The following is a 15932-nucleotide window of genomic DNA, read 5'->3' as shown; positions in this document are numbered from 1 at the left end:
GAGATACTCCCATTTTTTTCGGTCTTGGATTATTTCGTTTTCATTAGCTTGATAGTGCTGTTTCCGTATCCCCTAAAAATAGAAAAAGAAGATTGAGACATCTCATCTTCTTTTCAGGCAGAGTTAGAGAAAGCATTTTATTAGATAAAATGCTTTCTCTAAGAACTAGCTCTGCAAAAATCGCTGTATTTCTATTTCTGGTAATCCTGTAAGCTTTGCAATGTCTTCTACAGACACACCATTTTTATGCATACCTCGAATGAGTTGCATCTTTCCTTGCTCAACCCCTTGTTCAATTCCCTTTTTAATTCCTTGTTGTTCTGCATGAGCAAATTTTGCTGCCTCATCCATTAAGGCCTTTTCTCTTGCTTCATATGCTTGACGGAAAGAAGAATCTTGACTCATACGTTCCCATTTATTCATTGCTTTTTGTAAAATCGGATCTCGGTTCATGGCAATATCCTCCAATGTTTGTGTGAGATGTTCATCTTCATTCGCAGGTAATAATAATAACCAACGAACAAACGAATCTTCCCCCGGATTGACTTTCTCTTCGCCCCATTGCTGCATCAACTTTGGAATCTCTACTATATGAACTTCTATATCATCACTTAATAGCTTAGTCGCTCACAACAAGAGAGGATAGCATTTACATTTTGCTTATTTATTTTACCACTTGAACAGATACTGGTTTCCAGCCCTGATTCTCTACCCAATCAATATCAACCTTATATTTTTTATTACTTTGCTTATCTCGTACATTACCGTAGGCTTTATTTTCACCATTATTTCCAATAAAATCAAAAATCAATTGACCCTCTGGAACATCAACAGCATAAGAAATTGCTTTTTTCATCTCATTCCAATCTACTGTTCCTTCTTTAAATTGCATTGCAGGTTTTGCTCCTTGCTCTGTACCAATTGGCTTCCAAGAAGGATTAGTTTGAGAACCCTTTTCTTGAGATGCCGTTTTTTCTCCCTCTTTATTTTCATTTCCGCTCGTTTTTACCGATTTTTCTGCTTTTTGTTTCTCTTCTAACAGTGCTGCTTCTCTCTCTTCACGTTTCTTCTCTTCTAACAGTGCTGCTTCTCTCTCCTCACGTTCCTTCTTTTCTAACTGCGCTGCTTCTTTCACTTCACGTTTCTTCTCTTCTAACTGCGCTGCTTCTTTCTCTTTATGTTTCTTCTCTTCTATCTTTGTTGCTTTCTTTTCTTGAGCAATTGCTTTCTTTGATGTATCAGTAGGGGAAAACAACTGGTATGTCACTATACCAACTGTCACTAATACCAAAGTAAATGCAATATTAAAAATCACCTTTTTACGACGATTTTGTTGTTTTTCTTGAAACCTGCTTCCTTGTCCCATTTTTTAAACCTCCGAGTTTATTTTCTCCTCTAATCTTTATGTATTATTCTTATAATTCTTAATATTTTCATTAAACAATGGAAATGAATTACAATTCCCATACAAGATTTCATATCATAATAAAATTTGTGTTGTTTCAAGCATCTGACATATGTTATTCAAAAATATTTTAATACATTAAAAATTGATAAGCATCTGTTCGTAAGAAACCTTCAATTTTATTCAAAGGTGATTCCAATTACGTCCACATTAGATCTCCTGTAGAAATCTTTTTAACAATTAAGCCCCTTCTTCCCTTATTTATAATTTTCAAATTAAACTGCCCTCTATGGTACAATAAAGATGTGTTGTTTTCTACTGGGGTATGTCGTAAAATCAAAAGGGATTTTATCTCTTTTACCTTTTTTTCAGAGTAACTTTCACCACTAGGAGACTCTATTATTCCTAATGTAATCTTTAATTCGCTTTCATCAAAAATCCAATCTTTATTAAGTTCCCTTATCTTTTGTATAAAGCTTCTTTTGGTTTTTCCTATATAGATCAATGTTTCATTCTTAGCATATACTCTAGAGATTGCAAATATTCCCTTCTTAAAAGCTTCTTCTCTATTATAAAAATCATTTAAACTATACAATCCATACCATTTAATATGTACTGTTTCTATTAACCTCACCTCATTTTTATGATAATATTATAATTTCTGAATGTTCAAATTATTATGGATACATAGCCTTGATTACTTGAATTATAAATAGTGCTTTTCAATAATACATTTTATTATTACTAATTTCAATAATGAACATGTACATATTCATTATTGAATGGCTGCAAAAAACATGGGAATTTAATTCAATCCCTATATCAAAATGAAAATAAAAAACACCTGTGATATACACAAAGTGCTTTTCTCTTGCCAATTTATCTATTTTTTTTATAACCCAAACTCCTTCGAATCGTACTTTTCTAGAGTTTGCTGCAATTCATTTTTTTCATATGGAAAATGTTTATCTGTCTGTACATCTTCAACATTTTCTCCACCTGCTAATAATCTCCTATACTTAAAAGAGTGCCCTGTTAATAATGGTGTAATTATGTTGTATGGCCCTCCTTTTGTTTGATTACTTGTATCATAAAACAAGTATCTGAAGCTGATATGTGGTCTACTTTACGGATAAAAATAACAAATAAAAAAGGATACCTGCATGTTCGTTATAGTGATTTTCATGTTATATATACTCATATAAATTTATTAATATGCAATATTACATATTAGGTTCCTGTATCTTCATGATATAGATGTATTTATGGTACTTATATCTTCATATTTAGAAAGGAATACTATTGTACGTTGAAAAGGCGGAGTCTCTTTGAAGACTTCGCCTTTGTTTATATAGGGCATGAATGGTCTAGATACCTTTTATCGTACGTGAAGCATGACGAAGATTTTGAAATCCTGCAGATTTGGTAAAACGTCTCTTGACGTGCCTATGAACCTGGTCAATAAGATGGCTAAAATTTTTGATTCTACAATGGATTGTAGTTTGATAAACCGAGAGACCCTTTAGAATAGAAATCACTTTTGACACAAAACAATGATTTTATATGGTGTAGTTTGAGCTGGTATACTCATTGTTATAAAACTATAAATAGCTATTAAATTTCGATTTACAAGATTACCTGTAAAGAATTGACCATTTGTTAATAAAATTTGAGTAGAAGGAGAAATATTTAATTTTAATTTTCCATCACTACTCTCCAACTGTTCATTAAAATAGTCTACTTTTACATTTTGATGCGGTGTATATTTTGCCATAACAATTGCTTGAAATTGTGGTGGGAAAATAAGAGGAGCAGGAGCGTTGGCATCGTAAAACCCAGTTACTTTATCTCCTACTACTACCGTTGCATAGTCGATAAAATACGTATTTGGTTTCACTACAAAATTTATTAGATTCCCATAACCATTATCTACGGACATTAATTTATTACATCCTATATCTTCGTTTGACCCTGTTACAAAATCGTTAATCATAGTTATTGTACCATCAAATGATTGAAATTTTTTCATTCAAATACCTCTTTTGTTTATATAATTAAACCTCTATCGTTACTCTATAATTTTTAAAAACATGTAAATGAAATAATCCTTCTCGTATCAATTCCAAAAATAACCCAAAACCTACCGTTCCATCTAAAACCAGCAACAGACCTTGGTCCTACAAAAATTGGGAAATACCAAAATTGTTCACCATTACTAAGCCATATATAAGTATTTCGAAATAAACATAATGAAATTGCTCCTGGATCAACAGCAAATGGTGAAGCTGTTGATTGTTGAGGAATAAATGATGGGGGGGAGATGTTGGAGCTTGTGAGCTTTGCTGTCCTGGAAAACTTGGTACGCCCGGAAAACCTGGCATTCCAGGTATACCTGGAATCTGAGGACCAGAGAATTGACGATCGAAGCATTGATCATAATTTATATAAGGAAAATATATTGAATCATTATACATTTAAAAACCAACTCTTTCTTTTTAAAACCCTCTAAATTATTAATATGTAATGTTGTTCGTATAGGAAGCTTATTCGCATCCTATACGAACAATATTTTAAACAGGAAAGTATACCTATACCCTTTTTTTTCGGTATGGGGTAATGGGAATTCCAGTGTCATCTTTGCTACTACACCCTGTTACCAATAAAATAAAGTACTAAAAAAACTGTGCACAAAAACCTGTATGGTGACAAGTTTTTGGCACAGCTCTTCTATTTGATCCCTTTCATGAGTATCTGAATCTTTGGAGCCATAAAATATAAAATAACACTTAAAACAATTGATAAACCGCCAATTGCGCCAAAATAAATAATCTCTGTTTCAGGATTATATAATCGAACGAGCTGCGCATTGATAGCTTGTGCAGATGCACTCGTTAAGAACCATAGACTCATTGTTTGAGCAGAGAAAGCAGCTGGTGCTAGTTTTGTTGTAATGGATAAACCCACAGGTGATAAACACAGTTCTCCGATTACGACTAAAAGGAAGCTAATGACTAACCACATAGGGCTTACCAGGGATTCTGTACCATGGATATATGCAGGGATAATCATTACTAAAAATGATAAACCAGCAAATAATAAACCGATCGCAAATTTATTCGCTGTACTTGGTTGACGTGAATTAAGCTTTACCCATAGCCAAGCAAATACTGGTGCTAGCAATACGATATAAATAGGATTTAAGGATTGGAACCATGAAGATTGAAGCTCAAATCCTGCCAAATTTAACTGCGTACGTTGATCAGCATAAGTAGCTAAGATGATTGCTCCCTGCTCTTGAATCGCCCAAAACATCGTAGCAGCGATAAATAGTGGTATGTACGCAATTAAGCGAGACTTTTCAACATTTGTCGTTTTTGGACTACGGTACATAAAGATAAAGTAACCTGTTGGAATCAGGATACCTAAGATGCTTACAAGTAAAGTAAATCGATTAATCGTTAAAATACCTGTTGGGATTGTTAACACACAAACTAGTACAATCGCGATAATGCCAATACTAAACTGTGTAATGACTTTTTTTCTTTCCTTATCCGTTAAAGGATTCGGTACTTGCGTTCCTGCCAATCCTAGATTTTTCTTTTTCGTAAGAACATACATAATTAATCCAAATAACATACCAATTGCAGCCACACCAAATCCTAGGTGAAAGTTATACTTTTGACCAAGTGTTCCAATCACAAACGGAGATAATAGTGCTCCTAAATTAATACCCATATAGAAAATACTGAAACCTGAATCACGACGAGTATCTGATTCACTATATAAATCACCAACAATACTAGATACATTCGGTTTTAATAACCCTGTTCCAAGTACTAAAAATACCATTGAGATAAATAACGTACTAACCGTTCCTGGTAGAGCTAATATGAGATGACCAATCATAATTAAAACGCCACCCCAAAATATTGTTCTACTTGAACCTAATAGGCGATCTGCAATCCACCCACCAATAATTCCAGACATGTAAACTAACGAACCATAGATAGCCATAATGGATGCAGCTGTAGCATGATCCATCCCTAGACCACCTTTTGAAATGGAATAATACATATAGTAAAGTAATATTGCTCTCATTCCATAGTAAGAAAATCGCTCCCAAAATTCTGTAAAGAATAAAGTAAATAGTCCTTTGGGATGTCCAAAGAAACCATTTTGCGGAACGGTGCGAATGATATCGCTTTTGTTAAGCTTCTCCATACAAATACACTCCTAATATACAGATATAGTGATTCTGATTAAGTATATACCAAAAATTAGAAAATTTAAATAAATATTTATTTGTTTAATAATTAGATTCTTTAGAAAAAACAAAATCACGTATTGTTTTTAATGATAATTCCATGTAAATTATATAATATAGATATATTAATTAAAACGTTAATACTGCATAAATATAAATATAGGAGGATTTATATATTGTCAATGAAAGTCGCTGCGATAGAAGAAATTTATCAAGAAATATTGGATGGAAAAAGGAAACGATTCCCTCCGAATACTTGGAAAGAAGATATGGATAATAAACAGGCCCGCAGAGTAATCACATATTTATTACACAGTATTTTAAAATGGAATAAGGAAGACATCAAAAAAAAATGGAACACTCAATTGCTTGTAAAATATAAACTACGAGGATTACTCAAACATAGATACGAAAGTAGTCCTTTTAAAGCGATAAATGATTTATATCCAAGTGAGTTTAAAGAATGGGAGTTTGGTATGACTCCTTTAAATTTTTGGACGAAAGAAAAGGCATTAGCTATTTTGAAATGGCTGATTGAAGAAAAAGAAAAGTTATCAAAAGAAAAACTCTTACGGGTATACGGTAAAAGATGGTTAGAACGCAAGAAACTCGGTGCCCCTCTGGCGATGTATTGGAATAGCAGTCCTTTTGCAATGATTAACAATCTGTACCCAAGTCGTTTTAAAGAATGGGAATTTCTTATGACGCCCAATAACTTCTGGACAAAAGAAAAAGCATTAGAAGCATTGAAATGGACTATTGAAGAAAAAGAAAAATTAACTCCCGAACAATTACTGATTGTATACAATATAAAGTGGCTAAAAACTCACAGATTAGCGTCTGCATGTCAATTAATGTGGGGGAATAGTCCATTTAAAATGATTAACGACTTATATCAAGGACGCTTTAAAGAATGGGAATTTAAAGTTACGCCTGTTGGATTTTGGTCTAGAAGTAAAGCATTAGAAGCATTAAGGTGGACCATTGAAGAGAAAGAAAAACTAAACGAGAAACAGCTATTAAAAGTCTTTAATCAAAGATGGCTGATAAAACAAAAATTATGGACACCCTTAAAACGCTATTGGAAAGGAAGCCCTTACGAAATGCTTGTTGCTTTGTATCCAAATCGTTTCTCAAAAAGCATGTTAAAAGGGTATTTTAATAATTAAAGTGGAAATGTAAGTATGTAGGGACGCCCTTTGGTGTCTCTTTTTTTATAGCTCGCTGCTCTCCCATTTGTAGAAAAGTCAGGGGGTACTGGATTATTTTTGATACCGTATTTTGTTACAGCAAATTCAACGGTTAGGATATTTCATATTTTCAAATGCAAAATGTAACAAAACACAACAAAAACAATATTTTTTGTTACATTAGTTGCGTGTTATAATGAATTATCGTTAACTTTAAGAGAACCAAATTTACATATAGGAGGAGTTTAAGTGAACTTATCTCATGAAAAAAAACTAAAATTAATGATGCATACTATTACTTTATTATCTTTCATCATTCTCACTTTTTTTAGCATTACAATTTTTTATATACCCTTAATTTTTTATTTCATATTCAAATCAAAAGAACTTCGTATAATTGCAATTGAAACAGCTGTTTATCAGCTATTCACATGGATTATTGTAATGATTTGGAATACTTTTGTAATGAGAATTTTAATGTTTTCTATGTTCCATTCCGATATGAATGCAAGTAATATGTCAATGATATTATGGGCAGCCCCATTATATATAATCCTAATTATTTTATTAGTTTTCGGGCCTCTTAAGGGAATTTCATATGTATTACAAGGAAAAAATTTCCATTATCCTATTATCTCCAAATGGATTAGCAAGTAAAAATAAATAAAGAAGAATCCAGCGAATTATGGATTCTTCTTTATTTTGTATTTAGTATCTATTTATGAACTATAAACTCATATTTTGTGGTTAAATGCTAGTTGTTTTAATAATTAAGCTATTTTGATGGATTTGAAAGAATGACCTATGCGCTTTCAATATATATTAGATTGCTACAAATATTAATTTTATAAAATAGAAGAAATAAACACTCTTTGAAAAATTTTAATCAAAATGTGTGGGTTTTCATTTTAGAATCCGTAATTTTTTATAAAAAAGATTAATCATTTTATGTGATCTTTCCTCCATTACAGCGCCGTATCTTCATTTCTAGCAGACAGTTACTATTAAGGAGTTATCTATCACTCTTTATTATATATATACTTTTCTTTAACTTAGGCTTCTTATGTAATCTTACTTTGGTTCCATTAATATCAAAATCAATCTTTACTTCCTCCAAAGACTCTATTTTCTCCTTATGTTCTTTTTCTATTCTATCTCTTTCTTCTTTTCTCTTAGTCGCTTTGGGACCAATTACGAATAGAATTAAGAAAATACTTACCATTACAATAAACGTAGTCACTAGTACCCTCCCCCTTTGCCAAAACTTCGTACAACAAAATTCTTTTTAATGTATTAAACTTAACTCAGAAATCTAGAGGAGAACGAGCACTAGCATAATTACACAGAAGCATTATAGAAATTACCTGCACTATTCCTCCTTCTCCTTATATAAAACAAGATTATAAATGACGCAGTAAGGCCGGTACTATCAATGTCATTACAAATATAAAAATTGAACTATATCTCAAACTTGAACTCCATTTTCCATATTTGGGATGTTCAAATTTCTTATAAAGCATACCTAATGCTAGAGATATTAAAAACATTAATACAGCTGTTCCTAAAATTATGGAAGTAATTAAGCCCACCATATTACTCATAAAGGTTTGAAAATCAAAAGAACGTGTTGTTAACATTAACACTGGTAGAATCCTTATTAATAATATGAGGATAAATGAGCCTACTCCAAAATATATAGATCTTTTTTTCCACTTTATATGTTTAAACCATAAAGAAGCTCCAAAAACTAATAATGATATTAAAATTACTACAGAAAGAATAAGGAAAATAATATCAAAAAATGCAGGCACACTCGCATGGACTGCACCATCTATTTTATCTCCCCCATCTTTTATTACATCACTGCCTCCATTAAACAAAGAACCAAACCAGTCTACAATCCAATCGGTCATCCAGGAAATATCAAATGGTAAATCTTCATTTTTTGTTTGTGTAGGAGCAACTGAGTTGAAAATTTTCAAATTCTCCTCCCCCTTCATTAAAAATTCCCCCCTTTACTTTAAGTATATAAATTTCCTTAACCAAAACTAAGAAAGTATTAAATCATACTTGATTAAATAGAAGAACCACACTTATGAATAGAAATTTCATTTGTTACATTTGTACACTCGCGTTTTGATAACGATCCGTTGCATTTAGCTTTGTCCCTATTTTGGAATAAGTAAAAAAGTACCCATCCAATTGTGATACACATAATAATTGGATGGGTACTTCATTACACATTCTTTATTCTGTTTTTATTGACATAGACGAGGTTTATACATTTCATGGTGATACAAACTATAGTACCGAATTAAATAATTTTAAAATATTGCTACGCAATTCACTCGATTTAAGAAAATAAAATTTCACAAACCTTCGATGATAGCTTCTTGGTTTATCGGATAAAACATAAGTATGAAAAAACGCAGCATAATATCGGTTTTTCTAACCTTGTAAATGACTTAATATATATCTTTGCGTATTTATGTCTTGGCGTTTTAATGCCGTTACTAATTCTCGATTAACATCTGATACAGGTAATGGTTCTCCATATATATCAAATAATCTTATACCCAACTTACCTAAAATCCGTATATTATTAAGATTCCTACTCTCTTGTGTATAAATAATAATATTACGTAAATTAATCCCAAAACTTATCATAAACTAACGCTCCCTCTTCAATGTAAATAGATATGGATATACTTCTATTTATTTTCGAGGAATCCCTTGAAGCTTAATAAGCCCTATATATTTCTCAATACCATAACAGTATAAGCTCTCTCTTTTTCTACTATAGTGCTACGCCACCTCTTATAAGAAGTATTCAATAGAAAACGGTTAATAAATCAAAAAAAACATTAACGAAACTTGTACTGTCTTAACTATACTTTTCAAATTTTAAAAGCATGGACATTATTATAATTCAGAATATTCTGTATATTGGTGAAAAAAATCGTAGTTAAATTTAATTTATCTAATTCCTGTTATTATCAGAATAAGCCTTTACAGAGAAATGGGGGATATTATGACTGTTCAAGAAAAAAGTAATAAGCAATTGATGGAATTATTACATGAATGGTATGAAGAAATTCGTTTATATCATGTAAAAGAAGCAAAACAGACATATCTACAAGTAAAAGAACGTTTAAAGGAAATAGAAACAGACCAATATGTATCATTCTATTATTCCCTACTGAATTTTAGATATAAAGTCTTGGTAGATGGAATGAGTATTACAAAAGATTCTTTTAATCAAATAGAAAAACTCCCTAATATCAAAGAGGAATTTTCATTTTTAGCTTACTATTATTATTTCTTTAAGGCAATCCACTCTACAATTTTAGCAAATTATACTGAAGCAAAAACACACTATGAAAAGGCGGAAGGGCTTTTAATTGATATACCTGATGAAGTAGAAAAAGCCGAGTTTGAGTATAGATTTTCAACTTACTGTTATCAATCTTATCAACCATTTGAAGCGATTCAACATGGAGTAAAAGCCAAAGAAATATATCGGAATCATGTAGGCTATGAAATTAATATTGCTTTATGCGACAATGTATATGGACTGGCTTGTATAGATCTAAGAGAATTTGAAAGAGCGGAAGAATGTCTCAATACGGTTATTGATGTTTTTAAGAAGTATGATGAAGAACAATTATTATTGCGAGTACGATCCAATTTAGGCTGGTTATATAATATTCAAAATTTATATCCATTGGCGATTAGACAGAGTTCTGAGATTATAAATACCATACCGAACCATTTTAAAGCATTATTTGTCTTAGCAAGAGCATATTATAAATTAGAAGGCGTTGAAACAGCAAAAGCATATATCGAGCAAGGAATAAAGTATACAAATGAATCAGGAAATGAGGAATATAAGCATCGTTTCGCAGTTTTAAATGAACTTATCACAGAACTACCTAGCATTAAATTAGAAAAAGTAGTTACTGATGCAATTTCTTATTTTGAAAAAGAGGACATGTGGGATTGTATAAAAGAATATGCAGAGATTTTAGCACTCCAATTTTACGAGGCAAATAATCATGTTAAAGCGAGCAAATATTTCTATATTAGCAATAATGCTGATAAGAAACATTTGAGAAAAGGAGCGTTAAAGTAATGAAAAAAATAAAAAAAGTGTTATTAAGTATGGTAGTAGTAAGTGCATTAGCATGTAGCATGATCAGTTTAAATGTATCACAACATTCTTCGTTTAATGGTGGAGATACGCCAGCACCAACAAAACCGATTGTCTCTAGTGGCGTATCTATTGATTAACGTAATACATTTTTCTCACTTCAAAAATCAGAAAATTCAGCCTCTTAATCTTTAAAAAACGTTGAATAAAATGGATAAAATATTGAACCCCTAGTCCGAAACATATTTGTTTCGGACTATTCACGTTCTTCTTTCAATTTTTCTATATAATTGTGAGCAGAATGAAAAATATCAAAAAGTTGATTGAGAAAAAGCACTGCTAAAATCTTCAGCAATGCTTTTCTATTAAACGTACCATGATAATGAGCATCTACCTTCTTTTATTCATGAGTACTGTAGGTCCATATATTTACTTTAACTTCAAGATACGCTCTATTTCCTTCAGACTTAACTTACTTGCTTTTGCAATAGTTTCAAGCGGTACACCAATTTCATGCATCCCTCGAATCATTTGCATCTTACCTTGCTCAATTCCTTTTTCCATGCCCTCTTGTTCTGCATGTGCTAGCTTAGCTTGTTCATCTAGAAGCAATTTCTCCTCCTGGGCAACCATAATAACGAAGTACCATAGCTGCTGCCAGTAAACCTGTTCCGAGTAAGTTATGGCCTCAACTATGTCCATTTCCACCGGATTATATTCTGATACGCCACCTGAATTGTAACTAAAGTAAAATTTTAGAATGGATAATGGAGTATTGTAAAAAAAGATCAATTGAATCACCCATAAACAAATATTATGAGTGATTCAAAGATTAGGTTAATTCAGTGTAAAAGCGGCAGCGATCGCCCCGTACAATGGATATACAAAATTCAACAGGCACACCATTGGTATCGTAGGCAGTTCGTTCAAGCAGAAGTGCGGGTCGACCTTCCTCCGTTTGCAGATATTCACTTTCTTCGGAACGGATGAGAACGGGTTCAAATGCCTCGTTTGCTCTTGTTACTACGGTATTAAAATGTTGTGAAAATAGATCATATAAAGAAATTTCACCTACCCTTTTTAACTGCTCTATATCTGTAACAACACGTTTCGGAATAAAAGATGATTCCAAAATAAACGGTTCATCTTCAGCACAGCGAAGGCGTTTCATTTCAATGACATTCACATCATCACTCAGCTGTAGTGCTTCTTTGATTTTGGCATTTGGTTTGACTTCTTCTATTTTTAGAATGATATCCTTAGGATTCAAGCCTTTTTCTTTCAATACTTTACTAAAACTATAAAATCCCATCAATGACTGCTGCAATTTTGGTTTTGCTACGAAGGTACCTTTTCCTTGAATTCGGTATAGAATTCCTTCCTGTACAAGCTCCTCAATTGCTTTTTTTGCCGTGTTGCGACTCACACCAAATTGATCCATTAACTGATTTTCTGAAGGAATTTTATCACCAAGTGCCCAATGACCTTTTTCAATTGAATCCTTTAATCTTTCCATTAATTGATGATAAAGCGGGATTAAACTTTCATGTTGCAATGGTTTCATTTTACTAAACCTGCCTCCAAACTATACTATCGTTCTTTTAATAACCTAAATTATACCATCATCACTTATTGCGTCAAACTAACAACCAGGTTCTATAACGAAATAGCTTCTACCAAACTATAATACTGATAGCTTATCAAAATCGTTATTAATACCTTCTACGTTTGCAGAATATGGACACCCTTCTTAATCGGACCGTTTTCCGAGTTCCAATCAAAACGACTTTTAAAAATAAATCAAAAAATAAGGAAGCGCGAAAACCTTCCCCACACTTTCTTACCTCGCTTCCTTATCCTGATATTTTTACAAACCACGGGCATGCTGTCTCTTTCAAGACAATATTTAGTCTTTCGATATTTTTTTTGCCGTTTTCTTGTAACCAAGCACGTCCGGCTTGTTCACCATTTTCGGCAAATTGAGCGACACCATTTTTCCATGTTGCCCGGCCGCAGAGGACACCGTTGAAAGTTGAGCCGGATTTTTTCGCAAACGTCAAGGTTTCTTGAAACAATTCTGCACTTACGCCGGCGCTTAAGAAAATAAACGGCAGATCTGTTGCCTCACTTTGCTCTTTGAAATACGCAGCCGCTTTTTCCTTGCTATAGGCTGTCTCGCCTTCTGCGTAACCCTCTACAAACTTCATATCTACTGGAACTTCTACCTTTAAAACGTCCACCTTGTATTGCGGTTTAGAGAATTCCCTCATGGCCTCGATAACTTTATGAGGCTTCAATTTGGCATACTCCATGCTTTTCACATCATCATTTTTGGCATCATAAGTCACTATTTCAAGGAAGAACGGAATGTCCTCTACCGCACACTCAGATCCAACTCGTTCCATATAAACGTGCTTATAGTCATTAATTTTTTCATCTTCATCTACATCATAGTACAGTAAAAATTTAACTGCATCTGCTCCAGCTTCCTTCAGGCGTCTAACGGACCACTCTGGCAATAAATCAGGCAATCGGCCCTCAGTTGTTGCATCATAACCTGTTTTTTCATACGCCACCAATAACCCAGCGTCCGAATGACGGACCTCCGCAGCCGGCAAACCATATTCCGGATCCAATAGAATCGAAGTTGCATATGGTGTTAACTCTTCAGAAACCAATTCTTTGAAGCGAATGATGCCCTCATCCCCGACATTATTCTCACTTCCAGCTACAATCATTTTCTTTAATGAACCGCGTTGATCAATTGCCAAAGCCCCGATAATTCCATTTTCATCCGACAAACGCTTGAGAGCCGCTAATTTATTATTCGTTAATTTTAACATCAACAATCACCTCTATTAATCTATTTTAATAACCTCTACCATTTCAAAAAATTGACCGAACTTCTCCGGATCAATATAACCCGTTACCTCTTCCATCGTATTGAGCATGCCCGTCGTCATCGCAGTTTTCAGGATGTCCGAAACGGCTTGCTTTCGTTTTAGGGCAACCGCTAACCCTGCGACAGTCGCATCACCCGAGCCAACAGCGTTTATGACCTCTATAGCAGGAATAGTAACCCGGTAATAATCTCCACCATGCTTGAGAAAAGCACCTGCCGCTCCCATCGAAACGACAATCCATTCTATCCCATGAAATAACTTATTATTTAATAGTTGCTTCAAGCTGCTTGTGCTCTCCTCCACTTCCATGCCAAAAAGCTGGAACAGTTCTGAGATATTCGGTTTGATCGCAAAAGGTTTTACATTATGGTTCAAAACTTGTCGGAGCGGCTCCCCTGATGTATCTACAATCACTGGAATTCCCTTCTCCCGGCCAATTTCGACCATCTGACGGTAAAATTCAGACTCAAGCCCTTTTGGCAAACTACCTGAAATAGTAACAAGAGAAACTTCAGACAGCAGTTCTCGATATTTTTCTAAAAAGGCCGTTCCTTCTTCCGTGGATAAACTTGGCCCGGATTCGAGGATTTCTGTCTGCTTACTATCATGGAGGATCGCGATACAGTTTCTTGATTCTTGATTGATTTTATAAAAATGATTCCTGATATCACTTTTCGTCAATTCCTGAATAATGTAATCACCAATAGTCCCGCCAATTACACCTGTGGTCAAAACGTCTTCTCCCATCTGCTTGACAACTCGGGCTACATTTAAGCCCTTTCCGCCAGCAGTTTTACGAATATTTTCCACACGATTAACATCATCTAGCTTAAAATCTTGAATTGGATAGGAAATATCAACAGATGGATTCATAGTGACAGCTAAAATCATCGCACTCCCTCTTTCCCTATCAAGTTTTTAACTTGAAACCGGAAAACCCTATCAAGATACGTGGCAATTAAATCTAGATCCGGTATTAAGGCGATAAAATCGGCATCATAACCGTTCGCAATCATATCGCATCCCCCATCGATGCCAATACTTTTCACGGACGCTGTACTTGTCATATGGAGGGACTCCTTAGGGATCGCAATACTCCAATCAATGGTATTTTTGACAGCCTCTTTGAATTTCAAAATACTGACCACCCCAATCTTTTTCCCACCAATATCAATACCTATTGCCATTTTCATGTTCCTGCACCTCTATTTATTCTATTGTACCTGCTCATCGATTTTAAAAAATTGATATAATCAGGAAGACGGGTGTTTCTTCAAAAACGATTATAACATTGGGTTGTTGGTACAAGTTAAATTGAAAGAAAAACTCATATAAACTAGATTATGAGACTAATTGTTAGATTGTTTTAAGTAATTCTATTATGTCACCATAACTTGTAGGATTAACCCATTAGCAGTAAAACATTTAATGTAGCCAAATCCATCCACATTAAATGTTTTAATTTTCAGACAAAAAATCCAACAACCTATCCATCCTTACAATATTTAGTTGTAGTTCCGTTCTATCATATTCCTTATCAGGGCCTGGGAGTCACAATTATTAGACTTATAGATTTCTCTATCCTTTATCGCTTTCATTACATGCTAGACTCTTTGAATCTTGGACGCTCCGATTTTTGAAAACCCTTAATCGCTTCTTTACCAGTATTGATCGCTAAATCTCTTAATCCATCGATTTGAAGTCCATCCTTTATTAAAACAGTTTCGAGGACCATCGCAAGATTTGTTCCGCCAACCACAGCAAAACCTTCCTTCCCATTCGTAAGCGAAACGGCCGTTTTAAACGGCGAACCGCCAACTAAATCACATAAGACTAAGATAGATTTACATTCTTGTAATCTTGAAAAAGCCTCAAGCAGCTTTTTTTCAAGATCGCATGTTGAATCGCATTCAAGAAAATCCACGTATTCCACATTGGGTTGATCTCCAGCGATTAGTTTTACCGAAGATTGAAGACCCGTTGCAAACGATCCATGACCGCTAATAATCAAACCATTCAT

Annotated in this window: 17 protein-coding genes and 4 pseudogenes; 4 read left to right on the top strand and 17 right to left on the bottom strand. The window is 33.7% G+C overall.

The window, feature by feature from the left end:
• Positions 1-165: 165 nt before the first annotated feature.
• The 8 genes and pseudogenes from ABH960_RS16235 to ABH960_RS16200 form a co-directional block, all read right to left on the bottom strand.
• A pseudogene (locus tag ABH960_RS16235) lies at positions 166-621 on the bottom strand (Rpn family recombination-promoting nuclease/putative transposase); the annotation flags it as partial.
• Positions 622-664: 43 nt separating this feature from the next.
• Entirely contained in the window at positions 665-1366 is a 702-nt protein-coding gene (locus tag ABH960_RS16230; protein WP_404446635.1) for a YrrS family protein, read from the bottom strand.
• Positions 1367-1604: 238 nt separating this feature from the next.
• The gene (locus tag ABH960_RS16225) at positions 1605-2039 is read right to left on the bottom strand and encodes a hypothetical protein (RefSeq protein WP_002013690.1); all 435 of its coding nucleotides are present in this window, start codon (positions 2037-2039) and stop codon (positions 1605-1607) included.
• A 258-nt stretch (positions 2040-2297) separates the two neighbouring features.
• Positions 2298-2504, bottom strand: coding sequence for a histidine kinase (locus ABH960_RS16220; RefSeq protein WP_377867654.1), 207 nt, complete (start codon positions 2502-2504; stop codon positions 2298-2300).
• A 187-nt stretch (positions 2505-2691) separates the two neighbouring features.
• Positions 2692-2916: pseudogene (locus ABH960_RS16215) on the bottom strand (IS6 family transposase); the annotation flags it as partial.
• Between the two features lie 23 nt (positions 2917-2939).
• Positions 2940-3434 carry a hypothetical protein gene (locus tag ABH960_RS16210; RefSeq protein ID WP_404446632.1) on the bottom strand — a complete coding sequence of 165 codons (495 nt, stop codon included), beginning with the start codon at positions 3432-3434 and terminating at the stop codon, positions 2940-2942.
• A gap of 53 nt (positions 3435-3487) precedes the next feature.
• Positions 3488-3879, bottom strand: a pseudogene (locus tag ABH960_RS16205) (collagen-like protein).
• 253 nt (positions 3880-4132) lie between these two features.
• Entirely contained in the window at positions 4133-5626 is a 1494-nt protein-coding gene (locus ABH960_RS16200) for a peptide MFS transporter (RefSeq protein WP_377867575.1), read from the bottom strand.
• A 225-nt stretch (positions 5627-5851) separates the two neighbouring features.
• Here ABH960_RS16200 and ABH960_RS16195 point away from each other — a divergent pair, with 225 nt between their 5' ends.
• Together ABH960_RS16195 and ABH960_RS16190 are read left to right on the top strand one after the other, a co-directional pair.
• On the top strand, positions 5852-6838 hold the full coding sequence (locus ABH960_RS16195; RefSeq protein ID WP_404446768.1) for a DUF4046 domain-containing protein: 987 nt from the start codon (positions 5852-5854) through the stop codon (positions 6836-6838).
• A gap of 270 nt (positions 6839-7108) precedes the next feature.
• Positions 7109-7516 carry a hypothetical protein gene (locus ABH960_RS16190; RefSeq protein ID WP_404446629.1) on the top strand — a complete coding sequence of 136 codons (408 nt, stop codon included), beginning with the start codon at positions 7109-7111 and terminating at the stop codon, positions 7514-7516.
• A 355-nt stretch (positions 7517-7871) separates the two neighbouring features.
• Here the strand turns inward: ABH960_RS16190 and ABH960_RS16185 are convergent, their stop codons facing one another.
• The 3 genes from ABH960_RS16185 to ABH960_RS16175 all read right to left on the bottom strand — a co-directional run bounded on the left by ABH960_RS16185 (position 7872) and on the right by ABH960_RS16175 (position 9526).
• A complete protein-coding gene (locus ABH960_RS16185) occupies positions 7872-8099 on the bottom strand; it encodes a hypothetical protein (RefSeq protein WP_404446626.1) in 228 nt (75 codons plus the stop codon).
• A 160-nt stretch (positions 8100-8259) separates the two neighbouring features.
• A complete protein-coding gene (locus ABH960_RS16180) occupies positions 8260-8859 on the bottom strand; it encodes a hypothetical protein (protein ID WP_404446623.1) in 600 nt (199 codons plus the stop codon).
• A gap of 448 nt (positions 8860-9307) precedes the next feature.
• Positions 9308-9526 carry a hypothetical protein gene (locus tag ABH960_RS16175; protein WP_404446620.1) on the bottom strand — a complete coding sequence of 73 codons (219 nt, stop codon included), beginning with the start codon at positions 9524-9526 and terminating at the stop codon, positions 9308-9310.
• Positions 9527-9890: 364 nt separating this feature from the next.
• Between ABH960_RS16175 and ABH960_RS16170 the strand changes: the two genes are divergently transcribed.
• Positions 9891-10991, top strand: a complete 1101-nt coding sequence (locus ABH960_RS16170; RefSeq protein ID WP_404446617.1) for a response regulator aspartate phosphatase — start codon at positions 9891-9893, stop codon at positions 10989-10991.
• Positions 10991-11149, top strand: a complete 159-nt coding sequence (locus tag ABH960_RS16165; protein ID WP_000721406.1) for a Phr family secreted Rap phosphatase inhibitor — start codon at positions 10991-10993, stop codon at positions 11147-11149. The genes ABH960_RS16170 and ABH960_RS16165 overlap by 1 nt, the downstream gene beginning before the upstream one ends.
• Positions 11150-11438: 289 nt before the next feature.
• Here the strand turns inward: ABH960_RS16165 and ABH960_RS16160 are convergent.
• From ABH960_RS16160 to agaF, 6 genes and pseudogenes are all read right to left on the bottom strand, one after another.
• Positions 11439-11627, bottom strand: a pseudogene (locus ABH960_RS16160) (Rpn family recombination-promoting nuclease/putative transposase); the annotation flags it as partial.
• Between the two features lie 214 nt (positions 11628-11841).
• Positions 11842-12573: a GntR family transcriptional regulator gene (locus tag ABH960_RS16155; RefSeq protein ID WP_404446614.1), complete on the bottom strand. Its 732-nt coding sequence runs from the start codon at positions 12571-12573 to the stop codon at positions 11842-11844.
• A 289-nt stretch (positions 12574-12862) separates the two neighbouring features.
• Positions 12863-13852 carry a tagatose-bisphosphate aldolase gene (lacD, locus tag ABH960_RS16150; protein WP_404446611.1) on the bottom strand — a complete coding sequence of 330 codons (990 nt, stop codon included), beginning with the start codon at positions 13850-13852 and terminating at the stop codon, positions 12863-12865.
• A gap of 15 nt (positions 13853-13867) precedes the next feature.
• Positions 13868-14803 carry a tagatose-6-phosphate kinase gene (lacC, locus tag ABH960_RS16145; protein ID WP_404446608.1) on the bottom strand — a complete coding sequence of 312 codons (936 nt, stop codon included), beginning with the start codon at positions 14801-14803 and terminating at the stop codon, positions 13868-13870.
• Positions 14800-15105, bottom strand: coding sequence for a hypothetical protein (locus ABH960_RS16140; RefSeq protein WP_404446605.1), 306 nt, complete (start codon positions 15103-15105; stop codon positions 14800-14802). Before ABH960_RS16140 ends, lacC begins: the two co-directional genes overlap by 4 nt.
• A 404-nt stretch (positions 15106-15509) precedes the next feature.
• Positions 15510-15932, bottom strand: coding sequence for a PTS galactosamine/N-acetylgalactosamine transporter subunit IIA (gene agaF / locus ABH960_RS16135; RefSeq protein ID WP_404446602.1), 423 nt, complete (start codon positions 15930-15932; stop codon positions 15510-15512).

Origin of the sequence: Bacillus sp. RC252, assembly GCF_044909215.1 — a bacterium.
GTDB classification, from domain to species: Bacteria; Bacillota; Bacilli; order Bacillales; family Bacillaceae_G; genus Bacillus_A; species Bacillus_A mycoides.
The sequence above is the reverse complement of the archived record's forward strand: the minus strand, read 5'-3'. Positions and strand labels throughout refer to the sequence as shown.

Bases quoted from the DNA above. Each gene is read 5' to 3' on its own strand.
- agaF (WP_404446602.1), bottom strand. From the start codon at position 15,932: ATGAATGGTTTGATTATTAGCGGTCATGGATCGTTTGCAACGGGTCTT.
- ABH960_RS16175 (WP_404446620.1), bottom strand. From the start codon at position 9,526: ATGATAAGTTTTGGGATTAATTTACGTAATATTATTATTTATACACAA.
- ABH960_RS16230 (WP_404446635.1), bottom strand. From the start codon at position 1,366: ATGGGACAAGGAAGCAGGTTTCAAGAAAAACAACAAAATCGTCGTAAA.
- lacD (WP_404446611.1), bottom strand. From the start codon at position 13,852: ATGTTAAAATTAACGAATAATAAATTAGCGGCTCTCAAGCGTTTGTCG.
- ABH960_RS16170 (WP_404446617.1), top strand. From the start codon at position 9,891: ATGACTGTTCAAGAAAAAAGTAATAAGCAATTGATGGAATTATTACAT.
- ABH960_RS16200 (WP_377867575.1), bottom strand. From the start codon at position 5,626: ATGGAGAAGCTTAACAAAAGCGATATCATTCGCACCGTTCCGCAAAAT.
- ABH960_RS16140 (WP_404446605.1), bottom strand. From the start codon at position 15,105: ATGAAAATGGCAATAGGTATTGATATTGGTGGGAAAAAGATTGGGGTG.
- ABH960_RS16195 (WP_404446768.1), top strand. From the start codon at position 5,852: ATGAAAGTCGCTGCGATAGAAGAAATTTATCAAGAAATATTGGATGGA.
- ABH960_RS16180 (WP_404446623.1), bottom strand. From the start codon at position 8,859: ATGAAGGGGGAGGAGAATTTGAAAATTTTCAACTCAGTTGCTCCTACA.
- ABH960_RS16210 (WP_404446632.1), bottom strand. From the start codon at position 3,434: ATGAAAAAATTTCAATCATTTGATGGTACAATAACTATGATTAACGAT.
- ABH960_RS16155 (WP_404446614.1), bottom strand. From the start codon at position 12,573: ATGAAACCATTGCAACATGAAAGTTTAATCCCGCTTTATCATCAATTA.
- ABH960_RS16165 (WP_000721406.1), top strand. From the start codon at position 10,991: ATGAAAAAAATAAAAAAAGTGTTATTAAGTATGGTAGTAGTAAGTGCA.
- lacC (WP_404446608.1), bottom strand. From the start codon at position 14,803: ATGATTTTAGCTGTCACTATGAATCCATCTGTTGATATTTCCTATCCA.